The 18,280-nt window shown below is 54.8% G+C and carries 18 protein-coding genes; 5 read left to right on the forward strand and 13 right to left on the reverse strand.

Annotated elements, in window-relative coordinates; genetic code table 11:
• Positions 1 to 49: 49 nt before the first annotated feature.
• From tauD to JOE25_RS22555, 6 genes are all read right to left on the reverse strand, one after another.
• Positions 50 to 898, reverse strand: a complete 849-nt coding sequence (tauD, locus tag JOE25_RS22530) for a taurine dioxygenase (protein WP_209639081.1) — start codon at positions 896 to 898, stop codon at positions 50 to 52.
• Complete coding sequence (gene tauC, locus JOE25_RS22535; protein ID WP_209639083.1) at positions 895 to 1,731, reverse strand: taurine ABC transporter permease TauC; 837 nt, start codon at positions 1,729 to 1,731, stop codon at positions 895 to 897. Before tauC ends, tauD begins: the two co-directional genes overlap by 4 nt.
• A complete protein-coding gene (gene tauB / locus JOE25_RS22540; protein ID WP_209639085.1) occupies positions 1,728 to 2,495 on the reverse strand; it encodes a taurine ABC transporter ATP-binding subunit in 768 nt (255 codons plus the stop codon). The genes tauC and tauB overlap by 4 nt, the downstream gene beginning before the upstream one ends.
• Before the next feature lie 9 nt (positions 2,496 to 2,504).
• Positions 2,505 to 3,500 (reverse strand): taurine ABC transporter substrate-binding protein, encoded by a 996-nt coding sequence (gene tauA, locus JOE25_RS22545; protein ID WP_209639087.1) that lies wholly within the window; start codon positions 3,498 to 3,500, stop codon positions 2,505 to 2,507.
• Positions 3,501 to 3,624: 124 nt separating this feature from the next.
• Complete coding sequence (locus tag JOE25_RS22550) at positions 3,625 to 4,407, reverse strand: PhzF family phenazine biosynthesis protein (protein ID WP_209639089.1); 783 nt, start codon at positions 4,405 to 4,407, stop codon at positions 3,625 to 3,627.
• A gap of 10 nt (positions 4,408 to 4,417) precedes the next feature.
• Positions 4,418 to 5,020 carry a LysE family translocator gene (locus JOE25_RS22555; RefSeq protein ID WP_209639091.1) on the reverse strand — a complete coding sequence of 201 codons (603 nt, stop codon included), beginning with the start codon at positions 5,018 to 5,020 and terminating at the stop codon, positions 4,418 to 4,420.
• Between the two features lie 118 nt (positions 5,021 to 5,138).
• Between JOE25_RS22555 and JOE25_RS22560 the strand changes: the two genes are divergently transcribed.
• From JOE25_RS22560 to JOE25_RS22570, 3 genes are all read left to right on the forward strand, one after another.
• Positions 5,139 to 6,119, forward strand: a complete 981-nt coding sequence (locus JOE25_RS22560) for a hydrolase (protein ID WP_209639093.1) — start codon at positions 5,139 to 5,141, stop codon at positions 6,117 to 6,119.
• Positions 6,116 to 6,349, forward strand: coding sequence for a YheU family protein (locus tag JOE25_RS22565; protein WP_012147255.1), 234 nt, complete (start codon positions 6,116 to 6,118; stop codon positions 6,347 to 6,349). The genes JOE25_RS22560 and JOE25_RS22565 overlap by 4 nt, the downstream gene beginning before the upstream one ends.
• A 150-nt stretch (positions 6,350 to 6,499) precedes the next feature.
• Positions 6,500 to 7,369, forward strand: coding sequence for a phosphoribulokinase (locus tag JOE25_RS22570; RefSeq protein WP_209639095.1), 870 nt, complete (start codon positions 6,500 to 6,502; stop codon positions 7,367 to 7,369).
• Between the two features lie 38 nt (positions 7,370 to 7,407).
• On the opposite strand, the gene JOE25_RS22575 is transcribed toward JOE25_RS22570, so the two are convergent.
• Positions 7,408 to 7,815 carry an OsmC family protein gene (locus tag JOE25_RS22575; RefSeq protein ID WP_209639097.1) on the reverse strand — a complete coding sequence of 136 codons (408 nt, stop codon included), beginning with the start codon at positions 7,813 to 7,815 and terminating at the stop codon, positions 7,408 to 7,410.
• 379 nt (positions 7,816 to 8,194) lie between these two features.
• Here JOE25_RS22575 and crp point away from each other — a divergent pair, with 379 nt between their 5' ends.
• Both crp and JOE25_RS22585 read left to right on the forward strand, forming a co-directional pair.
• On the forward strand, positions 8,195 to 8,827 hold the full coding sequence (gene crp / locus JOE25_RS22580; RefSeq protein WP_004718520.1) for a cAMP-activated global transcriptional regulator CRP: 633 nt from the start codon (positions 8,195 to 8,197) through the stop codon (positions 8,825 to 8,827).
• 54 nt (positions 8,828 to 8,881) lie between these two features.
• Complete coding sequence (locus JOE25_RS22585) at positions 8,882 to 10,954, forward strand: YccS/YhfK family putative transporter (RefSeq protein ID WP_209639455.1); 2,073 nt, start codon at positions 8,882 to 8,884, stop codon at positions 10,952 to 10,954.
• 84 nt (positions 10,955 to 11,038) lie between these two features.
• Here the strand turns inward: JOE25_RS22585 and JOE25_RS22590 are convergent, their stop codons facing one another.
• The 6 genes from JOE25_RS22590 to ppiA all read right to left on the reverse strand — a co-directional run bounded on the left by JOE25_RS22590 (position 11,039) and on the right by ppiA (position 18,002).
• Positions 11,039 to 12,256 (reverse strand): aspartate aminotransferase family protein, encoded by a 1,218-nt coding sequence (locus JOE25_RS22590; protein ID WP_245210065.1) that lies wholly within the window; start codon positions 12,254 to 12,256, stop codon positions 11,039 to 11,041.
• Between the two features lie 131 nt (positions 12,257 to 12,387).
• Positions 12,388 to 12,963, reverse strand: a complete 576-nt coding sequence (locus tag JOE25_RS22595) for an aminodeoxychorismate synthase component II (RefSeq protein WP_209639099.1) — start codon at positions 12,961 to 12,963, stop codon at positions 12,388 to 12,390.
• Positions 12,964 to 13,068: 105 nt separating this feature from the next.
• Entirely contained in the window at positions 13,069 to 14,595 is a 1,527-nt protein-coding gene (locus JOE25_RS22600) for a helicase HerA-like domain-containing protein (RefSeq protein ID WP_209639101.1), read from the reverse strand.
• A gap of 142 nt (positions 14,596 to 14,737) precedes the next feature.
• Positions 14,738 to 15,463 (reverse strand): two-component system response regulator BtsR, encoded by a 726-nt coding sequence (gene btsR, locus JOE25_RS22605; protein ID WP_209639103.1) that lies wholly within the window; start codon positions 15,461 to 15,463, stop codon positions 14,738 to 14,740.
• On the reverse strand, positions 15,463 to 17,148 hold the full coding sequence (locus JOE25_RS22610; RefSeq protein WP_209639105.1) for a sensor histidine kinase: 1,686 nt from the start codon (positions 17,146 to 17,148) through the stop codon (positions 15,463 to 15,465). Before JOE25_RS22610 ends, btsR begins: the two co-directional genes overlap by 1 nt.
• A gap of 284 nt (positions 17,149 to 17,432) precedes the next feature.
• Positions 17,433 to 18,002 (reverse strand): peptidylprolyl isomerase A, encoded by a 570-nt coding sequence (gene ppiA / locus JOE25_RS22615; protein WP_037424983.1) that lies wholly within the window; start codon positions 18,000 to 18,002, stop codon positions 17,433 to 17,435.
• Positions 18,003 to 18,280: the final 278 nt, after the last annotated feature.

An 18,280-nucleotide genomic window follows, 5' to 3' on the forward strand; every position in this document is an offset into this window, starting at 1 on the left:
TGCCTGTGCGGGGGCGAGCTCACACCGCCGCTGCGCCGTGCAGACATTCTTACGCGCGATAAAAAGGTTTATCCCCCAGAATGGTCGCGCGGTGCATGATGCGCCGCTGCGGCAGATAATCCGCGTTGGCGTAATGCTGCGTCACGCGGTTATCCCAAATGGCAATGTCATTTTCCTGCCAGCGCCAACGCACCTGGAATTCCGGTTTGGTAATATGCGCAAACAGGAAATTCAGCAGTGCATCGCTTTCCTTTGGTGCCAAATCAACAATCCTGGTGGTAAAGCCTTCATTGACGAACAGCGCCTGACGACCACTCACGGGATGGGTCCGCACCACCGGATGCAACAAAGGGGGATTTTTCTGCACCGCCAACTGCCAGCGCTGGTGTTCCTCTTCGCTACCACGATGCTTATGCTCCGGGAATGACTTGGTAAAATCATGTTCCGCCCTCAACCCCGCCAACAATTGCCTGAACGGTTCAGACAGCGCGTCATAAGCCGCAATACCACTGGCCCACAGCGTGTCACCACCGGCAGAAGGCAGCGTTTTCGCCGCCAAAATTGCCCCCAGCGGCGGGTTTTCGATAAAGGTCACGTCGGTATGCCAGTTATCATTGTCCGGCGGATTATTATCATGGGTATCCAGCACGATGATCTCTTTCACATCGGCGGCCTGCGGGTAGACCGGGTGGATGTGCAGATCACCGAAGCGACCGGCTAAATTACGCTGCTGCAAGGGTGTAATTGGCTGATTACGCAAGAACAGCACTTGGTGTTTCAGCAAGGCATGGTAAAGCTGCTCGAATTGACCGTCGCCCAGCGGTCTTGCCAGCTCAACGTTTTCCACCAGCGCACCGATATAGGGGCCCAACGGGATGATATTCAAACGTTCGTTCATTGTTGTACTCCATGCCACGGGGTCAATCGGCGCTGCAAGGCGCGCAGCCCCAGCTCCAACCCAAATGCAATAATCGCAATCACGCCAATGCCAGCCAGCACCACATCGGTAGCCAGAAACTCACCGGCGGATTGCACCATAAATCCGAGGCCGCGAGTGGCGGCAATCAGCTCCGCGGCCACCAACGTCGACCAACCGACCCCGAGCCCAATACGGATGCCGGTCAAAATCTCAGGCAGCGCGCTCGGCAACACCACAAAACGCAGCACCTGCCAGCGGCTGGCGCCCAAGGCTTGGGCAGCCCGCACACGAACCTGAGCCACACTGCGCACGCCAGCGACGGCCGACAATGTTACCGGGGCGAAAATCGCCAGATAAATCAGTAATATCTTTGAGGTTTCGCCGATGCCGAACCAAATCACCATCAGGGGTAAATAGGCCAATGGCGGCACCGGCCGATAAATTTCAATCAGCGGATCGAGAATGCCACGCACCGTCTCATTCAATCCCATCGCGATCCCCACCGGGACCCCGATAATCACCGCGGCCAGCAGCGCCACCAGAATGCGCCCCAGGCTGGCGGCCAAGTGTTGCCACAGCGTGGCATCCATAAAGCCCTGCGGGCTGGCAATCGTGATGAGCTGATGCAATACCTGCTGCGGAGCAGGCAAAAATAATGGGCTAATCAGGTTCAGCGCCGTGACACTCCACCAGGCGGCCAATACCACCAACAAGGTCGCACTGCTTAGCCAGACATTACGCGGTACGCTAAACCGACGACGCACAACCACCTGCGGCTGAGCAACCTCTTTGAGAGCGGAATGCAGACTCATAGCAAGGCCTCGCGCTGTTGGAATACTTTGCTCAGCACATATTCGCGCTGCGCGATAAATTCGGGATCGGATTTGATTGAACGGCAAGCCTCGCCGTCGGCATAACGCTGGCCGAAGTTCAGCGACAAACGTTCCACCACCTGGCCCGGCCCCGGCGACAACAGCAACAGCTCGCTAGCAAGGAACACCGCCTCTTCAATATCATGGGTGATCAGAAGCACCTGCTTGCCGGTATCACGCCAAATGGTCAGTAACAGCTCCTGCATTTGCTCACGGGTAAAAGCATCCAGCGCGCCGAACGGCTCATCCAACAATAGCAGGCGAGGATCGGCTGCCAGCGCACGTGCAATACCCACCCGCTGCCGCATGCCACCAGAAAGCTGCCAGATGAAATGCTGTTCGTAACCCGCCAACCCGACGTGCTGTAACATCTGCTGCGCCACCTGGCGACGCTGTTGTTTGCCAACGCCGGCCAGCTGCAGGCCAAACTCAACGTTATCCACCACATTGCGCCACGGCAGTAAACCCTCATGCTGGAACACCACGCCCCGCTCGGCGCCAGGGCCATTCACGGTCGTTCCATCCAGCGTGATGCTGCCAGCTGAAGGCTCAATAAACCCGGCGATCAAATTCAGCAGCGTGGTTTTGCCGCAGCCCGAGGGGCCAAGCACCACCACCAGTTGCCCTGCGGCAATTTGGAACGAGACGTCGCGCAGCGCTGGACGCCCCTGATATTCTGCTGAAAGGTGATTAACGTTTAGCATTCTGCTCCCTTACGACTGCGGCGCAGCCTGCACCTGTTTTACAAAACGATCGGTGACATAGGCACTGTAATCACTGTCGACCTGTGGAATTTTGCCCTGTTGTTTGAGGAATTCCGCCGTATCGTGAATAGCCTTGTCCACCGGCTGACCCAACTGGGTGATCTGCTCCGCAACCGGCAGGTAGGTATTGCCCTTCACCAAGACCGGTATCTGCTCTTCCGGCACACCGCTTAGACGGGCCAGCGTACTGAGATTTCCTTTGTCCTTCAGCCACTGATCCGGCTGCGCCAGATAGGCTTTTTGGGCATTCAGCGCACTGGCAGCAAAGGCCGTTACCACTTCAGGATGTTTTTCTGCAAAGTCTTTACGCACCACCCAGACATCAAGGGTCGGAGCCCCCCACTGTCCGACCTCGGCAGAATCCGTCAGCACCTTGCCTTGTTTGGCCAACTCATTGACCACCGGTGCCCAGACATAGGCCCCATCGATATCACCGCGTTGCCAGGCAGCGGCAATGGCCGGTGGTTGTAAATTAAGAATGTTGACCTGCTCAGGTTTGATACCCCAGTGCTTCAACGAGGCTAGCAGGCTGTAATGGGTGGTAGAGATAAAGGGCACAGCGATGCGTTTGCCGATCAAGTCCTGTGGACTTTTAATCGTCTTCTTCACCACCAGGGCCTCGGAGCTGCCAAGTTGTGAGGCGATCAAGAACACTTCGATAGGGAGTTTCTGGCTGGCGGCTACTGCCAGTGGACTGGAGCCGATATTACCGATCTGCACGTCGCCGGAGGCTAGCGCACGTAACACGCTTGAGCCGCTGTCAAACTTACGCCAGTCAACGGTGGCACCGGACTGTTTAGCGAAGCTATTTTCCGCCTGCGCTACCTTGGCAGGTTCCGCCGACGTTTGGTACGCCACGGTCACGTCCACTGCGTAGGCGCTGGCCGTACTGAGTGAGAACACCAGAAGTGCCGCGCTGCGTAATGAAAAGAGTTTGCTCGCCATGGTCCGCTCCAATGATAAAAGTCTGTTCAGTTGCTGACAGTTTTATCTGAGCGGTGACGAGCTATAAAAGAATAAAAAAAACTTCGTTATTACCCTAGAGAATATGAATTACAGGAAATCATCATCACGCCAACAGTTCCCCACGCAGGAAAACCCGGGCGTAACCACCAATCAAGGTGCGATCCCCCTTCAGTTCGCAGAACAATTCACCACCGCGCACTGAAACCTGGCGTGCGCGCAGTTGATGACGCCCCAGACGAGCGGTCCAATACGGCATCAACGTGCAGTGTGCTGAGCCGGTTACCGGGTCTTCGCCGCCGTCGAGGGTGAAATAGCGGGAGACAAAGTCTACCGTTTCGCCCGGAGCACTGACGATCACCGCACGGCCGGTCAGGGCAATTAATGCCGGGACATCGGGGTGTACTGCCCGTACCTGCGCTTCATTTTCCAGCACCACCAGCAGCGCATTGGCCTGCCACACTTCCTGCACAGGGATCCCCAATAGCGCCGCCAACCCGGCAGGCTCTTCGATCTTCTGCGGTGGCCGAGACGGGAAGTCCAAAATCAAACGTTCACCATCCTCGACATCACGCTTAACGTACAGGTCGCCGCTTGCCGAGCGGAACCGAATATCTTGCAACGCCGGGTTTACCGCACTGAATATCACGTGCGCCGCCGCTAACGTGCCATGGCCACACAGATCGACCTCGCGCTGAGGTGTAAACCAGCGAATAGCCGACATATCGCCATCGTCCCAGACAAAACTGGTCTCCGGCAGACTCAGTTCATTGGCGATAGCCTGCATCTCTGCGGCCGACAATGGATGCTTCAGCAGGCAGACGCCGGCAGGGTTACCGCGGAACCCTTCGCCGGTAAAAGCCGCCACGTGGAAGTAATTTTCTGCCATCTGCAATTCCTTAATGCCAGATGAGTAACACACAGGCCGCCGTCAGCAGCCCCATAGAAACATTAAAGATGATCCAGGCCTTTTTGCTGCGTAACAGGCGGCCAATCACCGTACCAAATCCCAGCCAAATCACCCCGGCGACGATATTCACCACCAAAATGCCCAGCGAGATTGCCAGAATCGACGTATTGTATTTATCGCCCGCCAGGCTGAAGCTTGCCACCGCCCCCAATGCCATCAACCAGGCCTTGGGGTTAAGGAACTGCAACAGCCAGCCCTGGTACAGACGTATCGGTTTGGGTGGCGCCACATCGGTTTCCAGTTTTTCATAGGCTGCCGTCGCCACTTTCCACGCCAGCCACAGCAGGTACAGGCTACCGAGAATTTTCAGCACCAGGTGCAATGCGGGGTAAACCAGTATCAGGCTACCCACGCCGAACGCCACCAGCAGCAAAATACTTTGCATGCCCAACATGATGCCAATCATCAGCAGCAGTGAGCGCATAAAACCAAAGTTGGCGCCGGAAGTTGTCAGTAACATATTGTTTGGGCCAGGCGTGATCGCAGCAACCCACAAGAAGCCTAACATCGAAAGAAATAAACTCGGTTCCATGAGGTGGGTGCTCCTCACCCAGGGGGATTTTTTGCAGTATTATTGTTAACTCAGGTAGTGAAGCTAACAGCGCACTATTAATCTCACAATAGCCGCCAAAAAGATTTTTATTCACGTTATGCATGAATCCTTTCGCCCTTTGACCGGGGCCAGTAATCCACATTTACAGACACTGTTGCCACGGTTGGTGCGCCGCCGCGTGCAGCTAAAACCGCACTGGCAAAGGCTGGAATTGCCCGACGGTGATTTTGTCGATCTTGCCTGGAGCGAAGATCCCGCCCTGGCCAGCCACAAGCCACGCGTGGTCCTGTTTCACGGGCTGGAAGGGAGTTTCTATAGCCCCTATGCCCACGGTCAGCTCAGCGCCTGGCGCGAAAAAGGGTGGCTCGGCGTGGTGATGCATTTTCGCGGCTGTAGCGGCGTCCCCAACCGTAAATCACGTATTTATCATTCCGGCGAAACGGAGGATGCACGCTTCTTCCTGCAGTGGCTACGAACCACCTACGGAGAAGTACCAACCGCCGCGGTGGGCGTCTCGCTCGGCGGCAACATGTTGGCCTGCTATCTGTCCCAGCAAGGAAACAAGAGTTTGCTGCACGCTGCCGTCGTGGTATCTGCGCCGCTGATGTTGGAACCTTGTTCATGGCGAATGGACCAAGGCTTCTCACGGGTTTACCAGCGATACTTGCTCGGGCAATTGAAACAGAATGCCACCCGTAAATTATTGCACTACCCAGACACCCTGCCGCTTAAGCTGACGCAGCTTAATGCGTTGCGCCGCATCCGTGACTTTGACGATGCCATTACGTCACGCATCCATGGTTTCAACGACGCCACTGACTATTACCGTCGTTGCAGTGCCTTACCGCTGCTGCCGGCGATCCAAACACCGCTGCTGATCATCCATGCCAAAGACGATCCCTTTATGACCGCCGAGGTGATCCCCGACGTGGCCACACTGCCACACAATATCGAATACCAGTTGACCGAGTTTGGCGGCCACGTCGGCTTTGTCGGCGGCACGTTGAACAAACCCCATATGTGGCTGGAATACCGTATTCCATCCTGGCTTGCCCCTTATCTGGAAACAACCTCGTGATTATCCCCTGGAAAGAACTGGAAACTGAGACCCTTAATAGCCTGATCGAGTCCTTTGTGCTGCGAGAAGGGACGGACTACGGTGAGCACGAACGCTCGCTGGAGCAAAAAGTGGAAGATGTGCGCCGTCAGCTGAAAAATGGCGAAGTATTGCTGGTGTGGTCAGAACTGCATGAAACCATCAACATCATGCCGCGAGGGCAGTTCCGGGCCGGGCAAGAAGAAATTTAGTCTTGCTCGGTTCTATGACTGACGGAAAAAATCAGGTAACAATGGGCTATTGCAAACCAACGCGCGGAATTTTGCCCTTGGCGAAAGGGCGTCAAACAGACCAATAACCATAACTGACGCCTGCGCATTTAACACGGAGTGAGCACCACTATGTCCGCCAAACATCCCGTTATCGCAGTGACCGGTTCTAGCGGAGCCGGCACTACCACGACCAGCGTGGCGTTCCGTAAAATCTTTCAGCAGCTGAATATCCGCGCCGCAGAGCTGGAAGGCGACAGTTTCCACCGCTATACCCGACCGGAAATGGATGCAGCTATCCGTAAAGCACGCGATCTCGGCCGTCATATCAGTTATTTCGGCCCCGAAGCCAACGACTTCGGCCTGCTGCAACAAAGCTTTCTCGACTACGGCAAGAACGGTACCGGCCGTTCACGCAAGTATCTGCATACCTACGATGAAGCGGTGCCCTATAACCAGGTTCCCGGTACCTTTACACCTTGGGAGCCTTTACCGGCACCGACTGACGTGCTGTTCTATGAAGGGCTACACGGCGGCGTTGTGACCGAACACAACGACGTGGCCAAACATGTCGACCTGCTGGTTGGCGTGGTGCCTATCGTGAATCTGGAATGGATTCAGAAGCTGATCCGCGATACCGGTGAACGCGGCCACTCCCGTGAAGCGGTGATGGACTCGGTGGTACGTTCGATGGAGGATTACATCAACTACATTACGCCGCAGTTCTCACGCACCCATATCAACTTCCAGCGGGTACCCACGGTCGACACGTCGAATCCGTTTGCCGCCAAGGCGATCCCTTCGCTGGACGAGAGCTTTGTGGTGATTCACTTCCGCGGCCTGGATCAAATCGACTTCCCTTATTTACTGGCGATGCTGCAGGGATCCTTTATCTCACACATCAATACGCTTGTGGTGCCGGGCGGCAAAATGGGGCTGGCGATGGAGCTGATCATGGCACCCTTGGTGCAGCGTCTGCTGGAAGGCAAAAAAATCGAATAAGTGGATAGAGCGCGGCGATGGGCCGCGCCTTTTCGCCATTAGGCCACGTCGCGGATTTCAAAGCTGTGAGTCACGCTGGCGGCCTTACTCAGCATCAATGACACCGAGCAGTATTTCTCCGCCGAAAGGTTCACCGCCCGCTCAACGATTTTGTCGCTCAGATCTTTACCGCTCACGATAAAGTGCAGGTTGATATGGGTGAACAGCCGCGGTGCTTCTTCACGTCGTTCAGAAGTCAGCTTGACCTCGCAATCACGCACATCATTACGCCCTTTTTGCAGGATCGACACCACGTCGATAGCACTACAGCCCCCTACCGACATCAGCACCATTTCCATCGGGCTGGGCGCTTTGTCGCCCGCATTGCCGTCCATCAACACCTGATGGCCAGACGCGGATTCACCCAGAAACGTTAACCCTTCCACCCACTTAACTCTTGCCTGCATACTGGTCACTCCGGTTAATTTCTTAAAATCAGGGTACGCTTTCGCATAGAAACTGGCAACGGAACCTGATGCTAATCATGCTGAAGCGAGACAACACAAGACACCCGCCTCACTCTGTGCTACAAACAGAGCCGCAATAAATCTTTCCGGGACACTGATTTCAGGGAAACTCCCAGGGAAAGGCTCCTTTACCGGTATGTTAACAGAATGTAGCTTGCAGCTCTCCCGGCAAGTTAATATGCTAGAGCGACAGCGTATATTTATGACACGCCTCAAAATCTGCTGATAGCCACCATTAAAACAACGGCGACAACAGGTTTTACAGGGAACTCTGACCCCTGTGACACAAGGCAGCGATAACAACAGAGGATAACAGCGAATGGTTCTCGGCAAACCGCAAACAGACCCTACTCTCGAATGGTTCCTGTCTCATTGCCATATCCACAAATATCCATCCAAAAGTACGCTGATTCACCAAGGTGAAAAAGCCGAAACGCTTTACTACATCGTCAAAGGCTCCGTCGCGGTGCTGATTAAGGATGAAGAAGGTAAAGAGATGATTTTATCCTACCTTAACCAGGGGGATTTCATCGGCGAGCTTGGATTATTTGAAGAAGGTCAGGAGCGTAGCGCCTGGGTTAGGGCGAAGACCGCCTGTGAAGTGGCTGAAATTTCCTACAAGAAATTCCGCCAGTTAATTCAGGTCAACCCGGACATCCTGATGCGCCTGTCAGCCCAGATGGCAAACCGTCTGCAGATAACATCTGAGAAAGTGGGTAACCTCGCCTTCTTGGACGTTACAGGCCGTATCGCGCAAACACTGCTGAACCTGGCGAAACAACCTGATGCCATGACCCATCCTGATGGTATGCAGATTAAAATTACTCGTCAGGAAATTGGCCAAATCGTCGGTTGTTCACGTGAAACCGTTGGCCGTATTCTGAAAATGCTTGAAGATCAAAACCTGATCTCCGCCCACGGCAAAACCATTGTCGTTTACGGCACGCGTTAATCACTGAAAAAACGGCGCGATGATTCGCGCCGTTTTTTTATGCCCCAAGTCATCATGTGGCGCAGACTGATTTACCACCCGGAAGTCAACTATGCACTGCGGCAAACGCTGGTGCTGTGCCTGCCAGTGTTACTCGGCCTGTTGAGCGGCCAACTGCAATACGGCCTATTATTTTCCCTGGTTCCTGCCTGCTGCAATATTGCCGGGCTAGACACCCCTCACAAACGCTTCTTCAAACGTCTGATCGTCGGTGGCTCTCTATTTGCACTCAGCAGCCTGCTATTACAGCAAGCATTGCTTTGGCACTTGCCGTTGCCGGTGTTGATGCTTGGCCTGGCACTGCTTCTCGGCGTCAGCGGTGAAATAAGTCCGTTACATGCCCGCCTGTTGCCCGCCTCGCTGGTTGCCGCCATTTTCTCCCTCAGTATGGCCGGTACAGTTCCGCTTTGGCACGCACCGCTGCTATACGTCGTGGGTACCGCCTGGTACGGGCTGTTTACCTGGTTTTGGTTCACGCTGTGGAAAGAACAACCGATGCGCGAATCGCTCAATCAGCTCTATTTGGAACTGGCGGACTACTTTGAGGCCAAATATTCGCTGCTGACCCAGCATACCGATCCACAGACCGCATTACCGCCACTGTTGATACGCCAGCAAAAAGTGATGGATCTGATCACCCTGCTGTATCAGCAGCTTAACTTTCTACCGCACGCCAGTAACCTCGAACAAAAGCGCCTACAGCGTACTTTTCAGGTCGCACTGGATCTGCAGGAACACATTACCGTCAGTCTACATCTGCCGGAAGAAGTGCAAAAACTGGTGGAGCAAAGCCAGGCCGAAGCCATCATCCGCCGCAATGCACAGGTGATTGCCGGCCGGCTGCGCACGGTGGCACACGATATTCTCTATCACCAGCATTCTCAGCGTTTCAATATGGACAATGAACTGGCGGCGCTAGAGAAAGTGGCAGCGCAGCACCCGGATAACCCCGTTGGGCAGTTCTGTTACTACCATTTCAGCCGTATTGCTCGTCTGTTACGCACCCAACACCCGCTTTACCGACGCGATCTGATGGCCAATCAAAACCGTTTGCCGTTCTGGCCTGCGCTAGTTAGTTATCTGTCATTTAAATCCAACGCCCTGCGCAATGCGGCACGCCTGGGTGTCACACTCGCTGCCGGCAGTAGCCTCGGGATGATTTTCAACTTACCGAAGCCTTACTGGATACTGCTGACCATCATGCTGGTGAGCCAGAATGGCTACAACGCCACCCGGGTACGTATCCAGCACCGTGCGCTTGGCACCCTGGTTGGGCTCGTACTCGCCGCCGGCCTGCTGCAACTGCAGTTGCCTGAGGCTGAAACGCTGAGCGTAATGCTGGTGATCACCCTGCTGGCCTACTTGGTCTCGCGTAAAAACTACGGGTTGGCAGTGATTGGTTTTACGGTAACGGCGGTCTACACCTTGCAATTACTGGCGCTAAACGGTACCCATTTTCTGGTTCCACGCCTGATCGATACCTTGATCGGTTGTGTGCTGGTGTTCGGCAGCACCATCTGGTTATGGCCACAGTGGCAAAGCGGTTTGCTGCGTAAGAACGCTCACCAAGCGCTGGAGAACGATCAACAGGCATTGCGTTTACTGTTGGAAGAGCAAGAACCCGATCCCAGTGCGCTGGCCTATGCCCGCATGCAGGTCAATCAGTCACACAATGCGCTTTTCACCTCGCTTAATCAGGCAATGCAGGAGCCGGGGTTTGAATCGAGCTATCTGGCGGATATGCGCCTGTGGGTGACACACAGCCAGTTTATTGTTGAGCATCTTAATGCAATGACCATTCTGGCGCGTGAACACTATATGCTGACGCCAAAGCTGGCGGAGGAGTATCTGCAAACCTGTGAAATCGCGCTGCAAAGCTGTCAGCAGCGCCTGGAATACGACGGGCCGAGCAGCAACGCCATCATGCAGCCGCCGGATCTCCACCCAGAGATGCCGATTACCGAGATGGAACGCCACCTGCGGCGCATTTTGTCGCACCTGAGTGTGATGCACACCATTTCGTCACTGGCCTGGCGCCAGCGTCCGCACCACGGCATCTGGCTGAAGCGTAAATTACGCGATCAATAAGGGCGCCGTAGGGCGCCCTTAGGTTGATGACATAGTGCTCTGTTGTTTAGTGGGAGGGGCGCGCCCCGTAATCCATGCGACGCATTAAGCGTTAATCACATCCTGCACGGCCAACTCAAACAGTGCCATACCCTCGTCAATATCCTGAATCTCTACCACCAGCGAAGGAGCAAAGCGGATCACATTTGGCCCGGCGTTAAGAATCATCAGCCCACGTGCAGCGGCAGCGGTCAGGAAGTCACGCGCTTTACCCTGATATTGCGGTGTCAGCTCAGCACCAATCAGCAGGCCCATGCCACGAATGTCGCTGAAGATACCGTACTTCTCGCCCACCTTCTTTAACGCCTGCACGTACAAACCATGGCGCAGTTCAATGCCGCTCAGCACCTCTGGCGTATTGATCACGTCCAGTGCGGCTTCTGCCACAGCACAGGCTAGCGGGTTGCCACCGTAGGTGGTGCCATGAGTGCCTACCTGCATTACCGACGCAATGTCTTCGGTGGTCAACATGGCGCTGACCGGGAAACCTCCACCGAGAGCTTTGGCTGTGGTAAGAATGTCCGGCGTCACACCATAATGCATGTAAGCGAACAGTTTGCCGCTGCGCCCCATACCGCTTTGTACTTCATCGAATACCAGTAGCGCCTGGTGCTTGTCGCAGAGTTCACGTACGCCTTTGAGGAATTCGGCATTTACCGGGGTAATACCGCCTTCACCCTGAATCGGTTCCATCACTACCGCACAGGTGTGGTCATCCATCACGGCTTTTACCGCGGCCAGATCGTTGAACGGCACGTGCACGATATCCGCAGGCTTCGGCCCAAAGCCGTCAGAATACTTGGCCTGCCCACCCACTGAGACGGTGAAGAGCGTACGACCGTGAAACGCGTTATAAAACGCGATGATTTTGGTTTTGTATGGACTATGCCGGGTAATCGCGTAATGGCGTGCCAGTTTGAAGGCCGCCTCATTGGCTTCCGCACCGGAGTTGGCGAAAAACACCCGATCGGCAAACGTGGCCTGGATCAATTTGGTGGCCAAGCGCAGCGCCGGTTCGTTCGTGAAGACGTTGCTGGTATGCCACAGGGTTTCACCCTGCTCTTTCAGCGCCGCCACCAGCGCCGGGTGGCAATGCCCCAACGCCGTCACCGCGATGCCACCGGAGAAATCGATGTACTCTTTCCCCTGTTGATCCCATACACGGCTGCCTTTACCGCGTACCGGCACGAACTGAGCAGGTGCATAAACAGGCAGGATAACCTGATCAAAGGTACTGCGGCTTACTGCGGATTTTTCGGTCATTATTGGGTCCACCCTAGGGGTTCTTCAGCGTAATCTTGATGATCAAGTGAAAATATAATCACAAAATATGCATAAAAAACCAATAAAGGGCAAACGCAAATCACCTTCCCGGCGAAAAAAAAGCTAACGGTTTAACTTTTAAGGAAATTATCCAGCAGTTGGTGCCCCTGTTCGCTGAGAATGCTCTCAGGATGGAACTGCACCCCTTCCAGCGCCAGCTGGCGGTGGCGAATGCCCATGATCTCATCGTGCACACCGTCGCGCTCACTCCAGGCCGTCACGTCAAAACAGTCCGGCAGCGTCGCGGCTTCAAGCACCAACGAGTGATAACGGGTCACCGTCAGCGGATTGAGCAACCCGTGAAAAACACCAGAATCAAAATGGCGGATCGCCGAGGTTTTGCCGTGCATGACTTCACGCGCCCGCACCACCTTAGCGCCAAAGGCCTGCCCCAGCGCCTGATGGCCCAGACAAACACCGAGGATCGGCAATTTACCGGCAAAATGACGGATGGCATCCAGCGAAATGCCGGCTTCGTTCGGCGTGCAGGGGCCGGGAGAAATCACTAAACGCTGCGGCGCCAGCCTTTCGATGTCGGCCAGTTGCAGCTCATCGTTGCGCTTTACCACCACCTCGGCGCCCAATTCGCAGAAGTACTGGTAAAGGTTATAGGTAAAAGAGTCGTAGTTATCGATCAACAGCAGCATAGTCTTTCCAACGGGCATCATCGTAGGGGGCAAATACCTTGCCCCGATTTACACGGGCGCAGTATACAACGCCCCTACAATACCGCCGCTACCGATAATTTCAGCTTACTTTTTGCGACCGCCCATAATCGAGCCCAGTACACCGCGCAAGATCTGACGGCCCAGATCGCGTGCCATGCTTTTGGCCGCAGTCTGGACAATGCCATCATGCTTGCCGCCGCGCGGGCCGGTAGAACCAAACAAGATTTCATTCAGCCCCCCCATCAAGCCGCCCCCCGCCTGCTGTTGTGCCTGAGGTTGCTGTGCAGACTGGCCTGCTTGCGGGGTGCCGACGGTAGAAAACCCCTGAGCCGACAGCTTTTCATAGGCCGACTCACGGTCAACCATATCTTCGTAACGCCCATACAACGGCGACTTATTGATCGCACTGTTGAGCCCTTCCGCCCCCAACATCCCCATTTTGGATTCCGGCGCGATCACCATCGCCCGCTCCACCACATTAGGACGCCCTTTTTCGTCGAGGAAAGAGACCAACGCCTCGCCAACGCCCAGCTCAGCGATCGCCGTTTCGGCATCAAAGGCCGGGTTGGCACGCATGGTTTGTGCCGCGGCCTTCACGGCTTTCTGATCGCGTGGCGTAAAGGCCCGCAACGCATGCTGCACGCGGTTGCCCAACTGCCCCAGTACGCTGTCCGGGATATCCAGCGGGTTCTGGGTCACAAAGTAAATTCCGACACCTTTGGAGCGGATCAAACGCACAACCTGTTCGATTTTGGTCAGCAAGGCCGCCGGCGCATCGTTGAACAACAGATGCGCTTCATCGAAGAAGAACACCAGCTTTGGCTGTTCTGGATCGCCCACTTCTGGCAGGTGTTCGAATAGCTCGGCCAGGAGCCACAGCAGGAACACCGAATACAGCTTCGGCTGATTAATCAGCTTATCTGCCGCCAGCAGGTTGATAACACCCTGCCCATTGGCGTCAGTTTTCATCAGATCATTGATGTCCAGCATCGGTTCGCCGAAGAACATATTGGCACCCTGTTCTTCCAGCGTCAGCAACCCGCGCTGGATCGCACCTACCGAAGCGGAAGAGATATTGCCGTATTGGGTCTGGAACTGTTTGGCGTTGTCCCCCACATACTGCACCATCGCGCGCAGATCTTTCATATCCAGCAGCAGCAACGCATTATCGTCAGCAATTTTGAATACCAACTGCAGTACACCGCTTTGTACGTCGTTCAGATCCAGCAAGCGGGCCAGCAGTAACGGCCCCAGATCAGACACGGTGGCGCGGATCGGGTGGCCCTTTTCACCGTAGATGTCCCATGGAATGATGGTGCAAGCTTGCGGCTGCCAGTCGGTGACGCCTATTGCCGCCAAACGCGCCTGCAATTTCTCCGAGGGCACGGCTGCGGTGCCAATCCCCGAGAGATCGCCCTTTACGTCCGACAAAAACACCGGCACGCCAATACGTGAAAACTGTTCAGCCATTTTTTGCAGCGTCACGGTTTTACCCGTCCCGGTCGCACCGGTGATCAGACCATGGCGGTTCGCCAACGCGGGCAAAATAACCAAATCTTGTACCGGTTTCCCGTCTTTCATCGCTTTGGCAATAATCCGTGCTTCACTCATTTTCGTTTCCTTGGGCGCTCTGACACGGCGCAAAAAGCGCCTGTTGATGTCAATAAAGCTATAAGCGCGGCGTAACCCCGTCAAGGACAAACAAAAAGGGCGTCATCAAGACGCCCACAAAGCCAATATTTTCAGAATCTACCTAGCCCCGCAGCCCCAATTCTTCCTTCAGGGTTTTCAGGTAGCGGCGGCTGACTGGCACCGGATCCCCTACCGGCATGATCATTTCTGCCGCACCACTGTCATCGAACCGAATTTCACGCACCTGCTCCAGGTTGACCAAATACTGACGATGGCAACGAACCAACGGCGTTCGGAGTTCCAACGTCCGTAGCGTCAGCTCGGTGAAACACTCCATGCCGTCATTACGTACAACAAACACCCCACTCAATCGTGAACGGACAGCCACCACCTCATCAAAACGCAGTAGATAAATACGGCTGTGGCCCGTGCAGGGAATGTATTTCAGGTCACCGACGCTTTCATCCAACACGGCCATATTTTGTTGCCCGCGATGCTGTTGCAAACGCTGCAACGTTTTGCTCAACCGCTTGGGTTCCGCCGGTTTCAACAGGTAATCAAAGGCATGTTCTTCGAAAGCCCGCACCGCATATTCATCATAAGCGGTCAGAAAGACGATATGCGGCATGCGGTTGGGATCGAGCATGCCGACCATCTCCAACCCAGTGATTCGCGGCATCTGTATATCCAGAAAAACAACGTCAGGCTGCAGCCGATGGATGCCACTGATGGCTTCTATTGCGTTAGCACATTCACCAACAATGCTGATCCCCTCTTCTGCTTCCAGTAAATGCCGCAGGTTATCGCGCGCAGAAGGCTCATCATCGACAATCAGTACGTTTAACATCAGGCTGCCCTCGCCAAGGGTACATTGAGCGTAATACGGGTGAATAATTGCGGCTCACAGGCCACCTGCACGCCATAACCATCGCCGTAGCGTACACGAATACGCTTATCCACCAGGTTCATTCCCAACCCGCTGTTATTTGCCTTCGGTTGGAATAGACCTGCATTGTCAGTCACCTGCAGGAGTAAACACCCATCTTCAAGGCGCGCACCGATATCGATTTTCCCTACGCCCAGCAGCTGAGACGTGCCGTGCTTAATGGCATTTTCAACAATAGGTTGCAGTGAAAATGCCGGTAACCGCACCGCCAGCAACTCTTGCGGCAACGACATGGAGATCTCCAGCCGATCGGCAAAGCGCGCCAGTTCGATCTGCAAATAGGCGTTCACATGTTCAAGCTCATCGGCCAGGCTAACCTCGTCATCTGAACGTTTCAGGTTCTTGCGGAAAAAGGTAGAAAGGTACTGCACCAACTCGCAGGCCCGGTTACCGTCGCGGCGGATAACCGCCACCAGCGTATTCAGCGTGTTAAACAGGAAGTGCGGGTTGACCTGCGCATGCAGCAATTTGATTTCCGACTGCGCCAACAACTGTTTATGGCGCTCATACTGCCCGGCCATAATCTGTGCGGATAACAGGCTGGCAATCCCCTCGCCCAACGTCCTATTGATGGTGCTGAACAAACGGCTCTTGGGTTCGTAGAGTTTGATGGTACCAATCACCCGTTGGTTTTCACCACGCAGTGGGATCACCAGCGTTGAGCCCAGTTTGCAAGCGGGGTTGATCGAACAGGAGTAGGAAAGCTCATTGCCATCAGCGTAAACCACTTCGTTGTTGTCGATCGCGCGGTGTGAGTGACATGATGAAATCGGCGTGCCAGGCAGATGATGGTCGTCACCGATGCCCATAAACGCCAGCAGCTTCTCGTGGTCGGTGATCGCCACGGCGCCAATCCCCAGCTCCTGGTAGATAACCCGTGCCACTTTCATGCTATTTTCCTGATCAAACCCCTGCCGCAAGATACCTTCGGTACGCTCCGCTATCTTCAACGCCTTGGCCGAAAACGCCCCGGTGTATTTCTCGAACATCGCTCGTCTATCGAGCAGGATTTGCATAAACATCGCGGCACCCAGGGTATTGGCGATCAGCATTGGCAACGCGATGTGCTCCACCAGCCGCAGCGCTTCGTCAAACGGACGGGCAATCGCCAGAATAATTGCCATTTGCAGCACTTCAGTGACGAGCGCTACCCCCGCGACAAACAGCGGATTAAACAGCAAATCGATGCGACGATGGCGCATCGCGATACTGTGCACGACGCCGCCCACCAACCCTTCAGCCACGGTGGATACCGCGCAGGCAACATCGGTCATGCCGCCCAGGGTGTAGCGATGCAGCCCCCCCGTCAGCCCGACCAGAAAGCCGACCGAAGGTCCGCCCAACAGGCCACCCAGCACGGCGCCGATCGCGCGGGTGTTGGCAATTGAACCTTCTACATGCAGGCCGAAATAGGTACCCATGATGCAGAACACAGAGAAGATGACGTAGCACAATAGCTTGTGCGGCAGGCGAATGGTCACCTGCGTCAGCGGAATGAATAACGGGGTTTTGCTCAGCAAATAAGCAATGACAAGATAGACGCACATTTGCTGTAGCAACAGCAGAACCTGGCTAAATTCAAACATGGCAGCAGCTCATCCCTTAACAAAACAAATGCATCCCCACGTGGTTGACGTTGCAGCAAGGCGACAAGGGCGAAAATCCTCAGGAACTTACGCAGGTAAGTGACTGGGGTGAACGCACGTAGCCAACAATGTTGCAGCTTCAGGCAAGAGGGGTATAACGCCGGGTTTCCGGTCTGATTATGAGCTGGCGATTAAAGCATGTGGCGGGGGAAAAAACAGTGATGCAGGCAAGGCTTCCAGGGGAAAGCAACGCAGCCGGCCCGCTTGGGGCCGGCGCAAAATCATTATGGCAGCACTTTTGCGGACAGAATGACGATAGGCTTACTCGGGACATTCTGGTACGGACCAACGTTACCGGTGGGTGCCTGGGAGATTTTATCCACGACATCCATACCTTTGATCACTTTACCGAACACCGCATAGCCGAAATCACGTTGGCCGTGATCCAGGAAGGCGTTATCCGCCACATTCAGGAAGAACTGGCTGGTAGCGCTGTCTTTGTCGGCAGTACGCGCCATCGAAATGGTGCCGCGCAGGTTACGCAGGCCGTTATCCGCTTCGTTCTTGATTGGCGCCTGGGTTGATTTTTGCTGCATATCCGCAGTAAAGCCACCGCCCTGAACCATAAAGCCCGGGATCACGCGGTGGAAAACGGTGTTGTTGTAATAGCCGCTGTTCACGTAGTCGACGAAGTTCTTGGTGGAAACCGGAGCCTTCTGACTGTCGAGCGCTAGTTCGATATTCCCTGCCGACGTGGTCAGCATGACATGAGTTTCACCGGCGGCGAACGCAGCGGGCGCCATTGCTGTCAGGGAACACAGCGCAACGAAGGTCACTAAAGTACGTTTGAACATTAACGGGTCCTTTCTCTGGGAGACAAACAACGGAAAAGCGCCTTGATTCTAAAGAGCTGCACCTGCGAGTGCCAGCCATTTACCTATATTTACGTAATTGTGGGATATATCTCAGTCACCCCCGAAATTTACTGCCAAAAGTATGATCGCCTTAGACCTTTTTGCCAACCGCATCACGCATTTTTTGCCCTTTTTACCCCTTCGTCACTTTTTGCGACACAACTCCCGGTTTCGTTTCTCATTCTGGTTAATCTAAACAAATGAGAGCGCTCTCATTT

It is taken from the genome of Serratia sp. PL17, assembly GCF_017832355.1.
Lineage (GTDB): Bacteria > Pseudomonadota > Gammaproteobacteria > Enterobacterales > Enterobacteriaceae > Serratia.

Coding starts and splice junctions, on each gene's coding strand:
- tauD (WP_209639081.1), bottom strand. CDS start 898: ATGAACGAACGTTTGAATATCATCCCGTTGGGCCCCTATATCGGTGCG.
- tauC (WP_209639083.1), bottom strand. CDS start 1,731: ATGAGTCTGCATTCCGCTCTCAAAGAGGTTGCTCAGCCGCAGGTGGTT.
- tauB (WP_209639085.1), bottom strand. CDS start 2,495: ATGCTAAACGTTAATCACCTTTCAGCAGAATATCAGGGGCGTCCAGCG.
- tauA (WP_209639087.1), bottom strand. CDS start 3,500: ATGGCGAGCAAACTCTTTTCATTACGCAGCGCGGCACTTCTGGTGTTC.
- JOE25_RS22550 (WP_209639089.1), bottom strand. CDS start 4,407: ATGGCAGAAAATTACTTCCACGTGGCGGCTTTTACCGGCGAAGGGTTC.
- JOE25_RS22555 (WP_209639091.1), bottom strand. CDS start 5,020: ATGGAACCGAGTTTATTTCTTTCGATGTTAGGCTTCTTGTGGGTTGCT.
- JOE25_RS22560 (WP_209639093.1), top strand. CDS start 5,139: ATGCATGAATCCTTTCGCCCTTTGACCGGGGCCAGTAATCCACATTTA.
- JOE25_RS22570 (WP_209639095.1), top strand. CDS start 6,500: ATGTCCGCCAAACATCCCGTTATCGCAGTGACCGGTTCTAGCGGAGCC.
- JOE25_RS22575 (WP_209639097.1), bottom strand. CDS start 7,815: ATGCAGGCAAGAGTTAAGTGGGTGGAAGGGTTAACGTTTCTGGGTGAA.
- crp (WP_004718520.1), top strand. CDS start 8,195: ATGGTTCTCGGCAAACCGCAAACAGACCCTACTCTCGAATGGTTCCTG.
- JOE25_RS22585 (WP_209639455.1), top strand. CDS start 8,882: ATGTGGCGCAGACTGATTTACCACCCGGAAGTCAACTATGCACTGCGG.
- JOE25_RS22590 (WP_245210065.1), bottom strand. CDS start 12,256: ATGACCGAAAAATCCGCAGTAAGCCGCAGTACCTTTGATCAGGTTATC.
- JOE25_RS22595 (WP_209639099.1), bottom strand. CDS start 12,963: ATGCTGCTGTTGATCGATAACTACGACTCTTTTACCTATAACCTTTAC.
- JOE25_RS22600 (WP_209639101.1), bottom strand. CDS start 14,595: ATGAGTGAAGCACGGATTATTGCCAAAGCGATGAAAGACGGGAAACCG.
- btsR (WP_209639103.1), bottom strand. CDS start 15,463: ATGTTAAACGTACTGATTGTCGATGATGAGCCTTCTGCGCGCGATAAC.
- JOE25_RS22610 (WP_209639105.1), bottom strand. CDS start 17,148: ATGTTTGAATTTAGCCAGGTTCTGCTGTTGCTACAGCAAATGTGCGTC.
- ppiA (WP_037424983.1), bottom strand. CDS start 18,002: ATGTTCAAACGTACTTTAGTGACCTTCGTTGCGCTGTGTTCCCTGACA.